The 14,986-nt window shown below is 73.5% G+C and carries 16 protein-coding genes; 7 read left to right on the top strand and 9 right to left on the bottom strand.

The genetic code is table 11. The features are described 5' to 3' along the window. Positions 1-38: 38 nt before the first annotated feature. Positions 39-476 (bottom strand): ATP-binding protein, encoded by a 438-nt coding sequence (locus ACFYMM_RS31850; RefSeq protein ID WP_388392793.1) that lies wholly within the window; start codon positions 474-476, stop codon positions 39-41. Between the two features lie 117 nt (positions 477-593). Between ACFYMM_RS31850 and ACFYMM_RS31845 the strand changes: the two genes are divergently transcribed. Together ACFYMM_RS31845 and ACFYMM_RS31840 are read left to right on the top strand one after the other, a co-directional pair. Then, a complete protein-coding gene (locus tag ACFYMM_RS31845; protein WP_388392790.1) occupies positions 594-842 on the top strand; it encodes a hypothetical protein in 249 nt (82 codons plus the stop codon). Between the two features lie 258 nt (positions 843-1,100). Beyond that, positions 1,101-1,556, top strand: a complete 456-nt coding sequence (locus ACFYMM_RS31840) for a cyclic nucleotide-binding domain-containing protein (protein ID WP_388392787.1) — start codon at positions 1,101-1,103, stop codon at positions 1,554-1,556. Positions 1,557-1,569: 13 nt separating this feature from the next. On the opposite strand, the gene ACFYMM_RS31835 is transcribed toward ACFYMM_RS31840, so the two are convergent. After that, positions 1,570-2,880 (bottom strand): MFS transporter, encoded by a 1,311-nt coding sequence (locus tag ACFYMM_RS31835; protein WP_388392785.1) that lies wholly within the window; start codon positions 2,878-2,880, stop codon positions 1,570-1,572. 82 nt (positions 2,881-2,962) lie between these two features. After that, positions 2,963-3,577: a LysE/ArgO family amino acid transporter gene (locus ACFYMM_RS31830; RefSeq protein ID WP_388392782.1), complete on the bottom strand. Its 615-nt coding sequence runs from the start codon at positions 3,575-3,577 to the stop codon at positions 2,963-2,965. A 69-nt stretch (positions 3,578-3,646) separates the two neighbouring features. Between ACFYMM_RS31830 and ACFYMM_RS31825 the strand changes: the two genes are divergently transcribed. Both ACFYMM_RS31825 and ACFYMM_RS31820 read left to right on the top strand, forming a co-directional pair. Beyond that, on the top strand, positions 3,647-4,543 hold the full coding sequence (locus ACFYMM_RS31825; RefSeq protein WP_388392779.1) for a LysR family transcriptional regulator ArgP: 897 nt from the start codon (positions 3,647-3,649) through the stop codon (positions 4,541-4,543). Between the two features lie 136 nt (positions 4,544-4,679). Then, complete coding sequence (locus tag ACFYMM_RS31820; RefSeq protein WP_388392776.1) at positions 4,680-4,931, top strand: WhiB family transcriptional regulator; 252 nt, start codon at positions 4,680-4,682, stop codon at positions 4,929-4,931. Positions 4,932-4,967: 36 nt separating this feature from the next. Here ACFYMM_RS31820 and ACFYMM_RS31815 read toward each other — a convergent pair whose 3' ends face one another. The 4 genes from ACFYMM_RS31815 to ACFYMM_RS31800 form a co-directional block, all read right to left on the bottom strand. Then, entirely contained in the window at positions 4,968-6,800 is a 1,833-nt protein-coding gene (locus tag ACFYMM_RS31815) for a sensor histidine kinase (protein WP_388392773.1), read from the bottom strand. Then, entirely contained in the window at positions 6,797-7,495 is a 699-nt protein-coding gene (locus ACFYMM_RS31810; RefSeq protein ID WP_388392770.1) for a response regulator transcription factor, read from the bottom strand. The genes ACFYMM_RS31815 and ACFYMM_RS31810 overlap by 4 nt, the downstream gene beginning before the upstream one ends. Positions 7,496-7,513: 18 nt before the next feature. Beyond that, positions 7,514-8,266, bottom strand: coding sequence for a L,D-transpeptidase family protein (locus ACFYMM_RS31805; RefSeq protein WP_388392767.1), 753 nt, complete (start codon positions 8,264-8,266; stop codon positions 7,514-7,516). A gap of 75 nt (positions 8,267-8,341) precedes the next feature. Next, entirely contained in the window at positions 8,342-9,772 is a 1,431-nt protein-coding gene (locus ACFYMM_RS31800) for a M1 family metallopeptidase (protein ID WP_388392764.1), read from the bottom strand. 178 nt (positions 9,773-9,950) lie between these two features. On the opposite strand from ACFYMM_RS31800, the gene ACFYMM_RS31795 reads away from it, so the two are divergent. After that, a complete protein-coding gene (locus ACFYMM_RS31795; RefSeq protein WP_388392762.1) occupies positions 9,951-10,307 on the top strand; it encodes a DUF488 domain-containing protein in 357 nt (118 codons plus the stop codon). 1 nt (position 10,308) lies between these two features. Here ACFYMM_RS31795 and ACFYMM_RS31790 read toward each other — a convergent pair whose 3' ends face one another. After that, positions 10,309-11,982: an FAD-binding dehydrogenase gene (locus ACFYMM_RS31790; RefSeq protein WP_388392838.1), complete on the bottom strand. Its 1,674-nt coding sequence runs from the start codon at positions 11,980-11,982 to the stop codon at positions 10,309-10,311. 26 nt (positions 11,983-12,008) lie between these two features. Beyond that, complete coding sequence (locus tag ACFYMM_RS31785) at positions 12,009-12,629, bottom strand: TetR/AcrR family transcriptional regulator (protein ID WP_388392759.1); 621 nt, start codon at positions 12,627-12,629, stop codon at positions 12,009-12,011. 140 nt (positions 12,630-12,769) lie between these two features. On the opposite strand from ACFYMM_RS31785, the gene ACFYMM_RS31780 reads away from it, so the two are divergent. Both ACFYMM_RS31780 and ACFYMM_RS31775 read left to right on the top strand, forming a co-directional pair. Beyond that, entirely contained in the window at positions 12,770-13,405 is a 636-nt protein-coding gene (locus tag ACFYMM_RS31780; protein ID WP_388392756.1) for an alpha-ketoglutarate-dependent dioxygenase AlkB, read from the top strand. 55 nt (positions 13,406-13,460) lie between these two features. Continuing rightward, the gene (locus tag ACFYMM_RS31775) at positions 13,461-14,696 is read left to right on the top strand and encodes a DUF4032 domain-containing protein (RefSeq protein WP_388392753.1); all 1,236 of its coding nucleotides are present in this window, start codon (positions 13,461-13,463) and stop codon (positions 14,694-14,696) included. Positions 14,697-14,986 lie beyond the last annotated feature (290 nt).

Genomic DNA, 14,986 nt, shown 5'->3' with positions numbered 1-14,986 from the left:
CCGCCGCAAACGCCGCGCCCGCAACTTCCCGGACCGGTTCACAGCAGCGGTACGACGGCGGTGATCCGCTTGCCCCCGCACGGCAGGCCGGTCACCCGGACGTCCCGGGCCAGCCGGCACACGATGGGCCAGCCCCGGCCGCCCGGACGGGTACAGCCCCGGGCGTCCTCCGGCGCGGCGGCCACCGGTACGTCGTCGCTGCGGTCGCTCACCGACACGGCCACGCCGCGGCTGTCCACGTCGACGTCGAATCCGGTGATGCCGCCGCCGTGCAGAATGGCGTTGGTGGCCAGTTCCGAGGTGACCAGCAGGGCGTCCTCCAGGGCCTCGGCGTCGCAGGGGATCGCCCGGGCCCGGCACCGCTCGGCCACCACGGTCCGTACCGTTCTGCGGGCGTCGGCCGGCCGCCACGGTGGCTCGGCCCGCCGCGGCTCCCTGGGCTTCACGGCGGAGTCGGTCCAGTGCCTCTCGCGCATCCCTTCCCTCCCTGAGTCGCGGCCGGAAGTGGCACAGATCTCTTCTTTTCGGCTGACCTTTCCCGGCGATGTCAAACACACCGTCATCGAGGCGCTGTCACGGGGTACCTGGACCACATGAGCGATGTGGTGGACGCGGACGAGCTGTTGCGGCGCATCCGGCGCGGCCGGGACCGTGCGGAGCGGGAGGAACGGGCCTGGCGGGCGCGCGGTGTGGAACTGCGGGCGAGTGATCCGGAGGGGTCGCGGGAGGCGGCGGTGCGGGCCGGGGCCTACGAGGCGGTCCTGCAGGTGCTGGAGGAGATCGTGGCCCCGGGCGGCCGGGAGGGCGGGACCGGGGAACCGGGGGTGAAACAGGTCACGTGACCCGCTCTGGAGCGGCGGAATCCCCGCTGGATGGTTTATCGTTCATGCATACGTGGACATGGAGTCGACCTTGAGCGTCCTCCTGGACCACCGCATACGGCCCTGGCTGGCTTCCCCCGTCCAGCCAGGGCTTTTTGCTGCCCTGATGGCCCTGCGTCCGGCGATTCGCACCCGCTTCGAGGTGCCCGGCGGGGCGGCAGCGGCTGAAATGGGCGTAGGGAGAACACCGGAACCGCTGCCGGCGAGGAGCCCCGCGCCATGACCAAAGCGATCAAACTGCTGACCGCCCTGCCGCAAGCCCAGCGCGAGCGGCTGATGGAACAGGCCCACGAGGTCTCCTTCCCCGAGGACACCCGGATCTTCGAGGCGGGCGGCACCGCCGACCGCTTCTGGGTGATCCGCTCGGGGGCCGTCCACCTCGACCAGGAGGTCACGTCCCGGCGGCGGGTGGTCGTCGCCTCGCTCGGCGCCGGCGACATGCTCGGCTGGTCATGGCTGTTCCCGCCGTACGAGTGGGACTTCGGCGCGGTGGCCTTCAGCAACGTGCGCGCCTACGAGTTCGACGGGGCGGCGGTGCTCGCCCTGTGCGTGGAGGACCCGCTGCTCGGGCTGTCGCTGGTGCGCACGGTCGCCGAGATCCTCGCCAGCCGCCTGGAGACGACGCGCGGCAAGCTCCTGGAGCAGTACGCGATCCGCCGGCGCGGCCCGCTGTGAGGCCAGTTGGCGGTCAGATCCGGTAGCGGCGCAGGGCCGGGACGGCGAAGGCCAGCGCCAGCATCACCGCGACGACCAGCGCGCCGCCGCCGGCCACGGCCGCCCGGGGGCCGAAGGCCGAGCCGGCGGTGCCGTGCAGCACGTCGGCCAGGCGCGGGCCGCCCACCACGACCACCGTGAACACGCCCTGCATCCGGCCGCGCATCTCGTCGGTCGCCGCGGACAGCAGGATCGCCCCGCGGAACACCATGGAGACCATGTCGGCGACCCCGGCGGCGGCGAGGAAGGCCAGGGCCACCCAGAGGTTGCCGCTCAGTCCGAACCCCGCGACGGCCACCCCCCAGCCGACGACCGACCAGATGACCATCCAGCCGTGCCGCCGCGCCCGGGAGAACACGCCCGAGAACAGCCCTCCGAGCACCGCGCCCACCGGGATGCCGGCGAACAGCACGCCGAGCGCGAGGCCTTCGCCGTAGGACCCGTACGTCTGCGCGGCCAGTTGCGGGAACAGGGCGCGGGGCATGCCGAAGACCATCGCGACGACGTCGGCGAGGAACGACAGCAGCAGCACCGGGTGGCCGACGATGTAGCGGAACCCGGCGGCTATCTCCCGCACCCCCGCCCGGCGCGCCGCCCCCGCGTCCAGCGGCGGCAGCGCGGGCAGCCGGAAGACGGCCCAGACGGTGACGCACAGGGCCAGCGCGTCGATGAGGTACAGCTCGGGCAGACCGACGACCGGGATCAGGACACCGGCCAGCAGCGGGCCCACCACCGCACCGGTCTGCAGCACGGTCGCGCCGAGCGCGCCCGCAGCGGGCAGTTCCTCGGCCGGCACCAGACGGGCGATGGAGGCGCTGCGGACCGGCGAGTTGAGGCCGAAGAAGGCCTGCTGCAGGGCGAACAGCGCCATCAGTACGCCGACCGAGTCGAGCCCGCCGACGGCCTGTGCCCAGAACAGCAGCGAGGTCACGGCGATGCCGGTGTTGGTGACGAGCAGCACCTTGCGGCGGTCCATGGTGTCGGCGACCGCCCCGCCCCACAGAGCGAACACCACCATCGGCACCAGTCCGGCGAGGCTCGCGTAACCGACCCAGGCCGAGGAGTGGGTGATGTCGTAGATCTGCTTGGGCACGGCCACGGTGGTGAGCTGGCTGCCCACGGCGGTGACGATGGTCGACGACCACAGCCGGCGGTAGGCGGGGCGGCGCAGCGGGCGGGTGTCCATCGCCCAGCGGCGCCAGCCCCGCGGGGACGGGGGCGCCGCGCCCTCCGCCGTACCGGTTCCGGTCTCGGTGCCGGCGCTGCTGCTCTCGCTCGTGTCCACGGGGCCCCTGGTTGCTTGCTACATCTTTTCGAATCGGGCCTCACTATCCCAGCAACGGCCGTGCCGCTTCCAACCGGTTCTCTCAGGATCCGGCGGCCAGGGTGACGCCCAGCGTGATCATGGTGGCGGCGACCAGGCCGTCCAGCACCCGCCAGGCGGCGGGCCGGGCGAGGAAGCGGCCGAGCAGCCGGGCGCCGAAGCCGAGCGCCGCGAACCAGCACAGGCTGGCGACGGCCGCGCCGAGGCCGAAGGTCCAGCGCAGCGCGCCACGGTCGGCGGCGAGGGAGCCGAGCAGGAAGACCGTGTCCAGGTAGACGTGCGGGTTGAGCCAGGTCAGGGCCAGGCAGGTGAGCACCGCCCGTCGCCGGGAGCCGGTGGCCTCACCCTCCGCGCGCAGACCGGTGCCGGGCCTGAGGACGCGACGGGCGGCGAGGGCGCCGTAGCAGAGCAGGAAGGCACCGCCGATCAGGCCGACCGCGCGCAGGGCTCCCGGCCAGGCGACCACTACGGCGCCGACCCCGCCGACTCCCAGGGTGATGAGCAGCGCGTCGGACAGGGCGCAGATCCCGACGACGGCGAGGACCGCGTCGCGGCGCGCTCCCTGGCGCAGCACGAAGGCGTTCTGGGCGCCGATGGCGACGATCAAGGAGAGGCCGGTGCCGAATCCGGCGGCGGCTGCGGTCAGGGCGGGGTTCATGCCTGTGAAGCTACGGAAGCGGTCACCCGACGTACAGCTAAAGATTCTTACCTACCATTAGCCGATGTGATGACAGAGCTTCCCCTGGAGCAGGTGCGGACGCTGCTCGCCGTGGTGGACGAGGGCACCTTCGACGCGGCGGCCGCGGCCCTGCACGTGACCCCCTCGGCGGTCAGCCAGCGGGTGAAGGCCCTGGAGCAGCGCACCGGCCGGGTGTTGCTGCGGCGCACCAAGCCGGTCAGACCCACGGAGTCGGGCGAGGTCCTGGTGCGGTTCGCCCGGCAGCTGGCCCGGCTGGAGCGGGACGCGCGCGGGGAACTGGGGATGAGCGGAGCGGGCGAGCCGACGCGGGTCTCCGTCGCGGTGAACGCGGACTCGCTGGCGACCTGGTTCCTCGGCTCGTTGCGGCGGGTGCCCCGCCGGCCGCGGCTCTCTTTCGAACTGCGGCGCGAGGACGAGAGCCAGACGGCGGCGCTGCTGCGCGAGGGGCTGGTGATGGCGGCGGTGACCTCCTCGCCCGACGCCGTGCCCGGCTGCTCGGTGCGCCCGCTGGGACGGATGCGCTATCTGCCCGTGGCCGAACCGGAGTTCGCGCGGGAGTACGTCACCGGCCCGCTGCCGCGGGTGCTGGGCGAAGCCCCGGTCGTGGTCTTCGACCGGCGGGACGACTTCCAGGACGGGTTCGTGCGGCGGCTCGGGGACGGCACCGGCGCCGCCGGCGCGCTGCGGCACTACGTGCCCACCTCGGAGGGCTTCGTCGAGGCGGTCTGCGCGGGCCTCGGCTGGGGCATGGTCCCCGAGGCCCAGGCCGCCGGGCCGCTCGCGGCCGGCCGCCTGGTCCACCTCGCGCCGGGGCAGTGGGTGGACGTCCCGCTGTACTGGCAGCAGTGGAAACTCGACTCCCCCGCCCTGGCGGCGGTGGCGGAGGCGGTGACCGCGGCGGCGGCGCAGGCCCTGCGGCGCTGACGACCTCGGGCGTGGCCGGATGCCGACGTTCGCGCGATCCCGGGCCACTCCGTTGTTTCACGGCGCCCCGACCGGTCACCCGAACCCGAAGCACGCATTCACCGGACACCGACGACTTCGATCGCAGGAGACTTCGATGGACAACTGGCGCGACCATGCCGCGTGCCGTCACGAGGACCCCGACCTGTTCTTCCCCATCGGCACCACGGGACCGTCGCTGCTGCAGGCGCGGCAGGCGAAGGCGGTGTGCGGGCGCTGCCCCGTCAGGGAGCGGTGTCTTGACTGGGCGTTGGGGACCGGCCAGGGCATCGGGATCTGGGGCGGTACGACCGAGACGGAGCGCCGTGCGCTGAGGCGGCGCGCGGGTTCCCGGCCGCGTTCCGGCTGATTCCCGGCAGTTCCCCCCTCCCGCCGCCCCGCCGTCTCAGGCGTCGTCCGGGGGCGGCGCGGCGCCGGGCAGCCGCAGGGTGAACACCGCTCCGGCGCCCGGTTCGCTCGCCGCCCCCGCCGTGCCGTCGTGGGCGGCGACCAGGTGGCGGACGATCGACAGACCGAGGCCGCTGCCGCCGGTGCGGCGGCTGCGGGACTTCTCGGCGCGCCAGAACCGGTCGAAGACGTGCGGCAGGTCCTCGGGGGCGATACCCGTTCCCGTGTCGGCGACGGTGCACACGATCTCCTCGCCCTCCCGGCGGGCGGTCAGGGTGACGGTGCCGTCGGCGGGCGTGTGCCGCAGGGCGTTGGAGACCAGGTTGCCGAGCGCCTGCCGCATCCGTACCGGGTCGGCGTCCAGCCAGGCGCCGGCGTCGGCATCGGTGCGCAGCGTGACCCCGGCGGTGCCGGCGGCGACGCGGTGGGCGGCGGCCACCTGGTCGAGCAGGTCCCCGGCGCGGACCGGCTCGCGGTGCAGGCGCAGGGTGCCCGCGTCGGCGGCCGCGAGGTCCTGGAGGTCGTCGATGACCCGCTGGAGCAGTACGGCCTCCTCGTGCAGCGAGGACAGCAGGGCGGGGTCGGGGTCGACCAGGCCGTCCCTGGTGACCTCCAGCCAGCCGCGGATGTTGGTCAGCGGGCTGCGTAGTTCATGGGCGATGTCGCTGACCATGGCCTTGCGCTGGGCCTCCAGGCGTTCCCGGCGCTCGGTCAGGTCGTTGAACGCCTCGGCCAGGATGCCGGTCTCGTCCCGGGTGGTCACCGGCACCCGCACATGCAGTTCGGGCGGCTGCTGGGCGGCCTCGGTGAGCGCGCGCAGGGGCCGTACGAGACGGACCGCGACCACGGCGGTGACGGCGACCGTGACGGCGAGGACCAGCCCGGCCGCGCCGACGACCTTGCCCTTGTTCGCCGGGGACATGTCGAAGCGGGGGGTGTTCCGGTCGCCGATGCCGAGGAACAGTTCGGCCACGGGGGCGACGTACGGCGCCAGTTGGGTGCGGCGGGCGCCCTGCAGGCAGTTCCGCGCCGCCCGGTCGACCGTGGTCCCGCCCGGCTTGAGGTCCCTGGCCAGCAGGTAGCCGCCGCCGAACGGATCCTTCCCGCTGGGGTCGTAGGTGAGGAAGAGCGGGCCGTTCAGGTCCACGCCCGCCCGTTTCAGGCAGGGCCGGGCCAGCTTCGTGAGGACGCCCAGGGCCAGGCGCTCGGTGGCGGTGGGGGTGTTCAGCCGTCCGTCCTCGCACGGCGAGGCCCGCGGGCTGCCACTGGCGCCGTCCGGGACGCGCACCACCGGGCGGCCGCTCGGCATCGTCTCGATGGTGGCCTCGAGACCGGCGCGCTCGAAGCACCGCCGTCGCACCCGGGCCTCCCCCGCGAGCCGGGCGCGCTCGGCCGCCGTCAGCCGGAACGGCCCTACCACCCGTGGGTCGACGCCGCTGAGCTGTGCCCCCGGCTCCGTGGAGGTGTCGGTGCGCAGCGGGTCGACGGTGGCGGCGGGGCTGGGCGGCAGCGGGGTGCCGCGGGCCGCGGAGTCGGCGAGGATCGTGCGGTCCGCGGTGGTCAGGGCGATGCGCCGGCCGGTCCGCGCGGCCAGTGCCTCGACCGTGCGCCGGGCGCCGGTCCAGTCCGAGTGGGTGGCGGCATAGCCGCTGAGCTGGGCGAGGATGGTGTTGTCGGCGGCGAGGTCCTGTCCCTGCTCCTCCTTCAGCGCGCTGGTGGTGGTGGTCACCGCGAGCCAGGCGGTGGCCGCCACCGAGCACACGGCGATCAGCGCCGAGACGAACAGCAGCCTCACCAGGAGCCGTTTGCGCAGCGGTATCCGGCGCTTCACGCCCGGCCTCCGCTGAGCTTGTAGCCGACGCCGAACACGGTCAGCAGCCGGGCCGGGCGGCGCGGGTCGGCCTCGATCTTCCGGCGCAGGTTCATGATGTGCACATCGACGGCCCGCTCGGTGGAGGACCGGTCCAGGCCGTGCGTGTAGCGCAGCAACTGCCGCCGGGAGAACACCCGTTCCGGCTCCCCGGCCATGGCCAGCAGGATCTGGAACTCGGCCGGCGTGCACTCCACCGGCCGCCCGTCGCAGCGCACCTCGTGCCGTACCGGATCGACGGCGATGCCCGCTGCCCGTACGACCGGATCCTCCCGGGCGCCGACCGCCCGCCCGCTGCGCCGCAGCACCGTACGGATGCGGGCCATCAGTTCGCGCGGGCTGTACGGCTTGGTCATGTAGTCGTCCGCGCCCAGCTCCAGGCCGAGCAGCAGGTCCTCCTCGTCGGAGCGCGCGGTCAGCATCAGCACCGGGATGTCGGCGTCCCCGCCGCGCAGCACCCGGCACACCCCGAAGCCGTCGACCACCGGCAGCATCAGGTCCAGCACCACGAGGTCGGGGCACAGGCGGCGGGCCGCGTCCAGCGCCGCCGCCCCGTCGTGCACCACGGTGGCGGTGTGGCCCTCCACGAGCAGCGAGCGCCGGATGAGTTCGGCCTGCATCTCGTCGTCCTCGGCAACCAGCACATGTGCGCACACGAGTTCGGATCCTAGGTCTCAGCGGGCGAGCCAGTCGGCGTGCCCCATGACGACGACCGGGTGGCGGGCCGGGTCCAGGGTGCGCAGCAGGTGCTTCATATGGGCCTTGGCGATGCTGACGCAGCCGTGGGTGGGGCCGCCGTGGTCGACGTGCAGCCAGATGCCGCCGCCGCGGCCGGCGCCGAGCGGGCGGGTCCAGTCGAGCGGCGAGGTGCCGGGGCGGCGGTTGTAGTCGACGGCGACGACGTAGTCGAAGGACCCGTCCAGCGGCTCGCCCTCGAAGCCGGTGCCGGGTGAGCGGAACCCGCCGGAACGGGTGTAGGGCAGCCGGCTGCCGGGGTCGGCGAGCAGCCCGCCGGCGTCGCTGAGGGTGTAGACGCCGAGCGGGGAGCGCAGGTCGCCGGCCAGGTGGTGGTCGCTCCAGCCGCGCAGCGCGTTGTGGGCGGGCCAACTGGTGCCCGGCTGCCAGCCGGTGGCGGTGCGCTGGTGCAGGACGACGCTGGAGACCGGCGAGTCGGGGCCGCGTCCGGTGACGACGACGGCCTGCTCCGAGTGGCCCGGCAGGCCGGCCCACCGCTCGGGCCCGAGGCCGGGTATGCGCTGCGGTGCGGCCTCGGCGGACGCGCCCGGCGCGGCAGCGGGGGTGGTCGCCCGCGCCGGACGGTCGGCGGACGCCGCCCGGCGCTCGGTCGCCTCGGCCCCGCCACCGCCGCAGCCGGTGAGCAGCAGCGGGGCGGAGAGCAGGGCGACGGCGGTTCTGCGATGGATCATGAGTCGATGCTGGCCGACACTTGTTTGGAACCCGTCAGGTTCGGCCACGGGGTCCGCGCGGGGCCCCGACGGGGTCTACGGCCGGCTCGGCTTGTCCTTGGTGTACAGCCAGGTGTGGAACAGGGCGTCGAGGTTCCTGCCCGACTCCCGCTCGGCCAGCTTCACGAACTGGGCGGTCGTCCCGTGCCCGGCCCGGTGGTCGGTCGCCCAGGTGCGCAGGACGCGGAAGAACGTCCGGTCGCCGACCGCCTTCCGCAGCTCGTGCAGGGTCATGGCGCCGCGCGCGTACACGGGGGTGCCGAAGATGTTCTGCCCGCTGCCCGGGTCGCCGGCCGGGTAGGCCCACAGACCGTCGCTCGCCGGCTTGGCGTACAGGGCGTCGAAGGCCTTCTGGGCGCTGTCGCCGCCGTGCTGTTCGCTGTAGAGCCACTCGGCGTAGGTCGCGAAGCCCTCGTTGAGCCAGATGTCCTTCCAGGCGGTCAGCGAGACGGAGTCGCCGAACCACTGGTGGGCGCTCTCGTGCACGAGGGTGTTCAGGTCGGGCGCCGCGTCGTAGACGGGGCGGCCCTGCGTCTCCAGGGCGTAGCCGACGCTCGGGGCGTGGTCGACGATCGCCCCGGCGGAGCGGAACGGGTAGGGGCCGAACAGCTTGCTCTCCCAGTCCAGGACGGAGGGCAGCTGCTTGAGCACCGGCGCGGCCGCGTTCGCCTCGCGGGAGTCGACGGCGTTGTACACCTGGATGCCGTCGCGGGTGGTGTACCGCTCGACCTGGAACGTGCCGACGGTGGCGGTGGCCAGGTAGGCGGCCATGGGCTCGCTCTGGCGCCAGCGGAAGGTGGTGCGGCCGGCGGCGGTGCGCCGGCCTAGCAGGACGCCGTTGGCGACGGCGGTGCGCCCCTCGGGGACGGTGATCGTGAAGTCGTACGACGACTTGTCCGTGGGGTGGGCGTTGGACGGGAACCAGGTCATCGCGCCCTGCGGCTCGCCCGCGACGAACGCCCCGTCGTCGGTGGGGATCCAGCCGTCGGCGGAGCCGTCGGGGTCGGTGACCGGCTTGGGGGTGCCGTTGTAGGCGACGGTGACGCGGAACTCCTGGCCCTTCGCCAGGGCGCGGCGGGGGGTGACGACGAGTTCCTGTCCGCTGCGGCGGAAGCCGGCGGTGACGCCCTCGACGCCGACGTCGGTGACCTTCAGACCCGACAGGTCCAGGTCGAAGCGGGTCAGCCGCTGGGTGGCACGGGCCGTGAGGACCGCCGTGCCGTCGAGATGGCGGGTGGTGGTGTCGTAGCGCAGCGTCAGGTCGTAGTGGGCGACGTGGTAGCCGCCGTTGCCGCTGAGCGGGAAGTACGGGTCGCCCGCGCCGGCGGCGCCGACGGTGCCGGCCGAGGCGGGTCCGGCGGCACCGAGCAGCGCGGCCACGGCGACGGGCACGGTGGCGAGGACCGCCTCTCGGCGGAGTACTGCGGTACGTCGTCCTGCGGCGGCCTGTCGGCGGTGGGTCCTCACATGCGCTCCTTGGGGGGTGGTCGATGATCGGATGATCAACGCCCACAGACTAGACACGCGGGCGGCCGGGTTCCTCCCCGAATCAGGTCACGTCACGTCACGCCGCGTCGGCGGCCGGTGGACCGGGCCGTCCACAGTACGCTCGCGGCACCGTCCGCGACCCGAGAGGGGCCCGACCGTGAGCGTCCGCGTGCGCCGGATCTACGAACCGCCCGAGCCGGACGACGGCCTGCGCGTCCTGGTCGACCGGCTGTGGCCGCGCGGGATGTCCAAGGAGGAGGCGCACGTCGACGAGTGGCCCAAGGCCCTGACCCCGTCGAACGAGCTGCGCCGCTGGTACCACGCGCGGGAGGGCACCTACGAGGACTTCCGGCACCGCTACGAGGCGGAACTCGCCGCCCCGCAGGCCGCCGGACTCCTCGACGGCCTGCGGGAGAGGGCCCGCGAGGGGCCGGTGACGCTGCTCACCGCCGCGAAGACGCCGCAGGAGAGCCACGCGGCGGTGCTGGCGGCCCTCCTCGGCGAGCGGCGCTGACTCAGGCCGTCTGCTTCGCCGCCGCCCGGCCGGCCGCGCGCCCGGAGAACATGCAGCCGCCGAGGAACGTGCCCTCCAGGGCGTTGTAGCCGTGCACGCCGCCGCCGCCGAAGCCGGCCACCTCGCCCGCCGCGTACAGCCCGCCGACGGGCCGGCCGTCGGCGCCCAGGGCGCGGGAGTCGAGGTCGGTCTGGATGCCGCCGAGGGTCTTGCGGGTCAGGACGTGCATCCTGACACCGATCAGCGGGCCGGCGGCCGGGTCGAGGAGGCGGTGCGGGGTGGCCACGCGGCCGAGGCGGTCGCCGATGTAGCGGCGGGCGTTGCGGATGCCCTGGACCTGGGAGTCCTTGCTGTAGGGATTGGCCATCTGCAGGTCACGGGCCTCGATCTGGCGGCGCACCTCGGCCGCGTCCAGCAGCGGCTTGTCGGTGAGGTCGTTCATCTTGCCGACCAGTTGTTCGAGGTTGGACGCGGTCACGAAGTCCGCGCCCCGGTCGAGGAAGGCCTGCACCGGTGCGGGGGCGCCCTTGCCGAGCAGGCGGTCGCGCAGGACCGCCTTGCGGTCCTTGGCGGTGATGTCCGGGTTCTGCTCGGAGCCGGAGAGCGCGAACTCCTTCTCGATGATCTTCCGGGTGAGGACGAACCAGGAGTGGTCGTACGGGGCGATGTCCTCGGTGGTGCGCAGGTACCTGAGGGTGCTGAGGGTGTCGTAGCCGGGCAGGCAGGGGTCGGGCAGCCGGCGGCCGAGCGCGTCGAGCCAGATGGAGGAGGGGCCGGGCAGGATGCGTATGCCGTGGCCGGGCCAGACCGGGTCCCAGTTCTGCAGGCCCTCGGTGTAGTGCCACATGCGGTCGCGGTTGACCAGTCGTACGCCTGCCCGCGCGCTGATGTCGAGCATCCGGCCGTCGACGTAGGCGGGGACGCCGGTGACCATCTCGGCGGGGGGCGTGCCCAGCCGCTCGGGCCAGTGGCGGCGCACGATCTCGTGGTTGCCGCCGATGCCGCCGCTGGTGACGACGACGGCCTGGGCGGTGAGTTCGAAGTCGCCGGTCCGCTCGCGGCTGGAGGCCACCCCGCGCGCGGAGTCGTCGTCGGCGAGCACGGTGCCGCGCACCCCGCGCGCCGCGCCCTCCTCGATGACCAGTTCGTCCACCTGGTGGCGGTGGTAGAAGGTGAGCAGCCCGTCACGGGCGGCCTGCCGGGCGTAGCGCACGAAGGGTTCGACGACGCCGGTGCCGGTGCCCCAGGCGATGTGGAAGCGCGGTACGGAGTTGCCGTGCCCGTTCGCCCTGAGGTCGCCGCGCTCGGCCCAGCCGACGGTGGGCAGCAGCGTGATGCCGTGGCCCTGGAGCCAGGAGCGCTTCTCCCCCGCCGCGAACTCCACGTAGGCGCGCGCCCAGCGCACCGCCCAGGAGTCCTCGTCCTCCTGCCGGTCGAACCGGGCGCTGCCCCGCCAGTCGCTCCAGGCCAGGTCGAAGGAGTCCTTGATGCCCAGGCGGCGCTGTTCCGGGGAGTCGACGAGGAAGAGCCCGCCGAAGGACCAGAACGCCTGACCGCCGAGGTTGGCGGGGTTCTCCTGGTCGACCAGGGCGACCCGCCGGCCCCTGCTGGTGAGTTCGTGCGCCGCGACCAGGCCGGCGAGGCCCGCGCCGACGACGATGACGTCCGCGTCCATGACGACTGTGTCCTTCCTGAGGGTGCTCATACGGGGGACTGACCGCCGTCGGTCAGCAGTGCGGTGAGCAGTTGCTTCAGCCACGCGCGAGCGGTCTCGACGTCCCGGTCCAGCAGCAGCTGGGTGGTGACGCCGTCGTAGGCGGCCACCACGGCGTGGGCGGCGCCCCCGGCGTCGCCGAGGACCGCGGGCAGTTCGGTGTGGCCCCGGGCCCGGGAGAGCCGGTCGGCGATCGCCCGGCGCAGCCGGGCCCGGTGGTCGAGGAGGGCCTGGGCGACGTCCGGGTCCCGGGCGGCGTGCACCAGGAAGTCGGTCTTCACCAGCAGCCAGTCCACGTCGAGCAGGAGCACCTCGGTGACCCGGTCCACGGAAGCGGGCACGTCGAGGTCGGGTCCGTCCCCGGCGAGGGCGTCGGCGACCTGCCCGGCGATGAGGTCGGCGCGCTCCCGGTAGAGGGCGAAGAACAGCTCGTCGAGGGTGGCGAAGTTCGAGTAGAAGGCGCCTCGGCTGAAGCCGGCGGCCTCGCAGACCTCCTCGATGGAGACCCGGCCGAACCCCTTGGCGGCGAACACGGTGAACGCGGCGTCGAGCAGCCGGGCCCGGGTGCGGCCCCGGCGCCGGGTGACGCGCCTGGGTGTGTCGTCCATCGGCACCGTCCCTCGTCACCGCCCTTCGTTCGATACGACAATGTATCGGATACACCGATGTATCGAAAGGGCTCGCACGTGGTGCCCCCACGGGGCCACATGAATGGAACGTACTTTCGATTCGGGGGTACGCTGGCCTCATGGCCACGCACCTCCAGGGCTCCCTGTTCGACCAGACCGACGAGCTGCGCCTCGGCCCCCTCGACGGGCTGCGCCGGACCGAGCTGGGCTCCGGCGCGTGGATCGACGTACTGCCGGGCTGGCTGAGCGGCGCCGACGCCCTGTTCGAACGGCTGGCCGCGGACGTGCCCTGGCGGGCGGAGCACCGCAAGATGTACGACAACGTCGTCGCCGTCCCCCGGCTGCTCGCCTTCTACCAGGCGCACGCCCCCCTCCCCCACCCCGTGCTGGACGAGGCACGTACCGCCCTGTCCCGGCACTACGCCGACGAACTCGGCGAGCCCTTCACCACGGCCGGGCTGTGCTTCTACCGCGACGGCCGCGACAGCGTCGCCTGGCACGGCGACCGGATCGGGCGGGGAGCGCGCGAGGACACGATGGTGGCCATCCTCTCCGTGGGCGCGCCCCGCGACCTGCTGCTGCGCCCGGCCCACGCGCACCGGGGCGAGGAAACGATTCGGCATACGCTCGGGCACGGCGACCTCATCGTGATGGGCGGGTCCTGCCAGCGCACCTGGGAGCACTGCGTGCCCAAGACCGCGCGAGCCGCCGGACCTCGGATCAGCGTGCAGTTCCGGCCGCACGGCGTGCACTGAGGGAAGCGCTTCCTGCCCGCCGGGCCGGGCCCGAGGACCCCTTAAGGTTCGTCCCATGGCACTGCAGATCAGCGCGACCACCCCGGAGCACCCCGCGCTCCTGCTCGAACTCCCCTGGCACCTGCCCCTGGAGGAGTGGCCCGAGGAATACCTCGTCCCGCTGCCCCGGGGCATCTCCCGGCACGTCGTGCGCTACGCCCGGGCCGGCGACGAGGTGATCGCCGTCAAGGAGCTGGCGGAGCGGCCCGCGCTGCGCGAGTACGAGCTGCTGCGCGACCTGGACCGGCTCGGCATCCCCGCGGTCGACCCGCTCGCCGTGGTCACCGGGCGCACCGACCAGGAGGACGCCCCGCTGGAGCCGGTGCTGATCACCCGGCACCTGGGCGGCTCGATGCCGTACCGCTCGATGTTCGAGACGACCATGCGCCCGGCCACCATGCACCGCCTGATGGACGCCCTCGCGGTGCTGCTGGTGCGGCTGCACCTGGCCGGGTTCGCCTGGGGCGACTGCTCGCTGTCCAACACCCTCTTCCGGCGGGACGCGGGCGCGTACGCGGCCTATCTGGTGGACGCCGAGACCGGCGACCTGCACCCCCGGCTCAGCCCCGGGCAGCGGGACTACGACCTCGACCTGGCCCGGGTGAACATCAGCGGTGAACTGCTGGACCTGGAGGCGTCCGGGGCGCTGCACCCCTCCGTCGACCCGGTCGAGTTCGGCCATGAGATCTGCACCCGCTACGGCAGCCTGTGGCAGGAGCTGACCCGCACCTCGGTGTACCCGGCGGGCAAGTACCACTACATAGAGCGCCGGATACGACGGCTCAACGACCTCGGCTTCGACGTCGCCGAGATGCAGATCGAGCACTCCTCCAACGGCGACACCGTCACCTTCGTGCCGAAGGTCGTCGACGCCGGCCACCACCAGCGCCAACTGCTGCGCCTGACCGGCCTGGACACCGAGGAGAACCAGGCCCGGCGGCTGCTCAACGACCTGGAGAGCTGGATGGCCACCCAGGACGACTACGCCCCCGGCGACCCCCTCGCGGCCCGCCCCGAGGTGCTGGCCCACCGCTGGGTGCGGGACGTGTTCCGGCCCACCGTGCGGGCCGTACCGCTGGAACTGCGCGGCTCCATGGACCCGGCGGAGATCTACCACGAGCTGCTGGAGCACCGCTGGTACCTCTCCGAGCACGCGCAGCACGACATAGGCCTCGACACGGCGGTCGAGGACTACATCACCAACGTGCTGCCCAAGGCCCGCACGACACTGGAGCCGGTCACCCCCGAGTAGGGCATGCCCGTTCACTCATCCCACGGACGTAGACCCGTGGGTCCACGGGCGACGGGGATCCATTCCCCGGTCGGATGCCTCCGGGGTGCGCGGACTGCCAGCGTTCGGTCATGAACACGAAGCCGAACACGCACCTGGACGGGGGCGGCCGGAACGGGCTGTCGCGCCGTCGTCTGCTCACCGCCGCCCCGGCGGCCGGCGCCGCCGTCCCGCTCGGTGCCGCCCCGCCCCGCCTGGGCCCGGACCGCTCCCGGTCCGGCGCGGCTCGTCCTGCCCGGACCCAGCGGACC

It is taken from the genome of Streptomyces sp. NPDC006739, assembly GCF_042869815.1.
Classification (GTDB): Bacteria; Actinomycetota; Actinomycetes; order Streptomycetales; family Streptomycetaceae; genus Streptomyces.
Note: the sequence above shows the minus strand (reverse complement) of the source record. Positions and strands in the feature narration are given on the sequence as shown.

Excerpts from the sequence above, each read along its gene's own strand:
- ACFYMM_RS31825 (WP_388392779.1), top strand. The coding sequence starts at position 3,647 with ATGACAGAGCTTCCCCTGGAGCAGGTGCGGACGCTGCTCGCCGTGGTG.
- ACFYMM_RS31780 (WP_388392756.1), top strand. The coding sequence starts at position 12,770 with ATGGCCACGCACCTCCAGGGCTCCCTGTTCGACCAGACCGACGAGCTG.
- ACFYMM_RS31850 (WP_388392793.1), bottom strand. The coding sequence starts at position 476 with ATGCGCGAGAGGCACTGGACCGACTCCGCCGTGAAGCCCAGGGAGCCG.
- ACFYMM_RS31840 (WP_388392787.1), top strand. The coding sequence starts at position 1,101 with ATGACCAAAGCGATCAAACTGCTGACCGCCCTGCCGCAAGCCCAGCGC.
- ACFYMM_RS31820 (WP_388392776.1), top strand. The coding sequence starts at position 4,680 with ATGGACAACTGGCGCGACCATGCCGCGTGCCGTCACGAGGACCCCGAC.
- ACFYMM_RS31830 (WP_388392782.1), bottom strand. The coding sequence starts at position 3,577 with ATGAACCCCGCCCTGACCGCAGCCGCCGCCGGATTCGGCACCGGCCTC.
- ACFYMM_RS31805 (WP_388392767.1), bottom strand. The coding sequence starts at position 8,266 with ATGATCCATCGCAGAACCGCCGTCGCCCTGCTCTCCGCCCCGCTGCTG.
- ACFYMM_RS31775 (WP_388392753.1), top strand. The coding sequence starts at position 13,461 with ATGGCACTGCAGATCAGCGCGACCACCCCGGAGCACCCCGCGCTCCTG.
- ACFYMM_RS31790 (WP_388392838.1), bottom strand. The coding sequence starts at position 11,982 with ATGGACGCGGACGTCATCGTCGTCGGCGCGGGCCTCGCCGGCCTGGTC.
- ACFYMM_RS31785 (WP_388392759.1), bottom strand. The coding sequence starts at position 12,629 with ATGGACGACACACCCAGGCGCGTCACCCGGCGCCGGGGCCGCACCCGG.
- ACFYMM_RS31845 (WP_388392790.1), top strand. The coding sequence starts at position 594 with ATGAGCGATGTGGTGGACGCGGACGAGCTGTTGCGGCGCATCCGGCGC.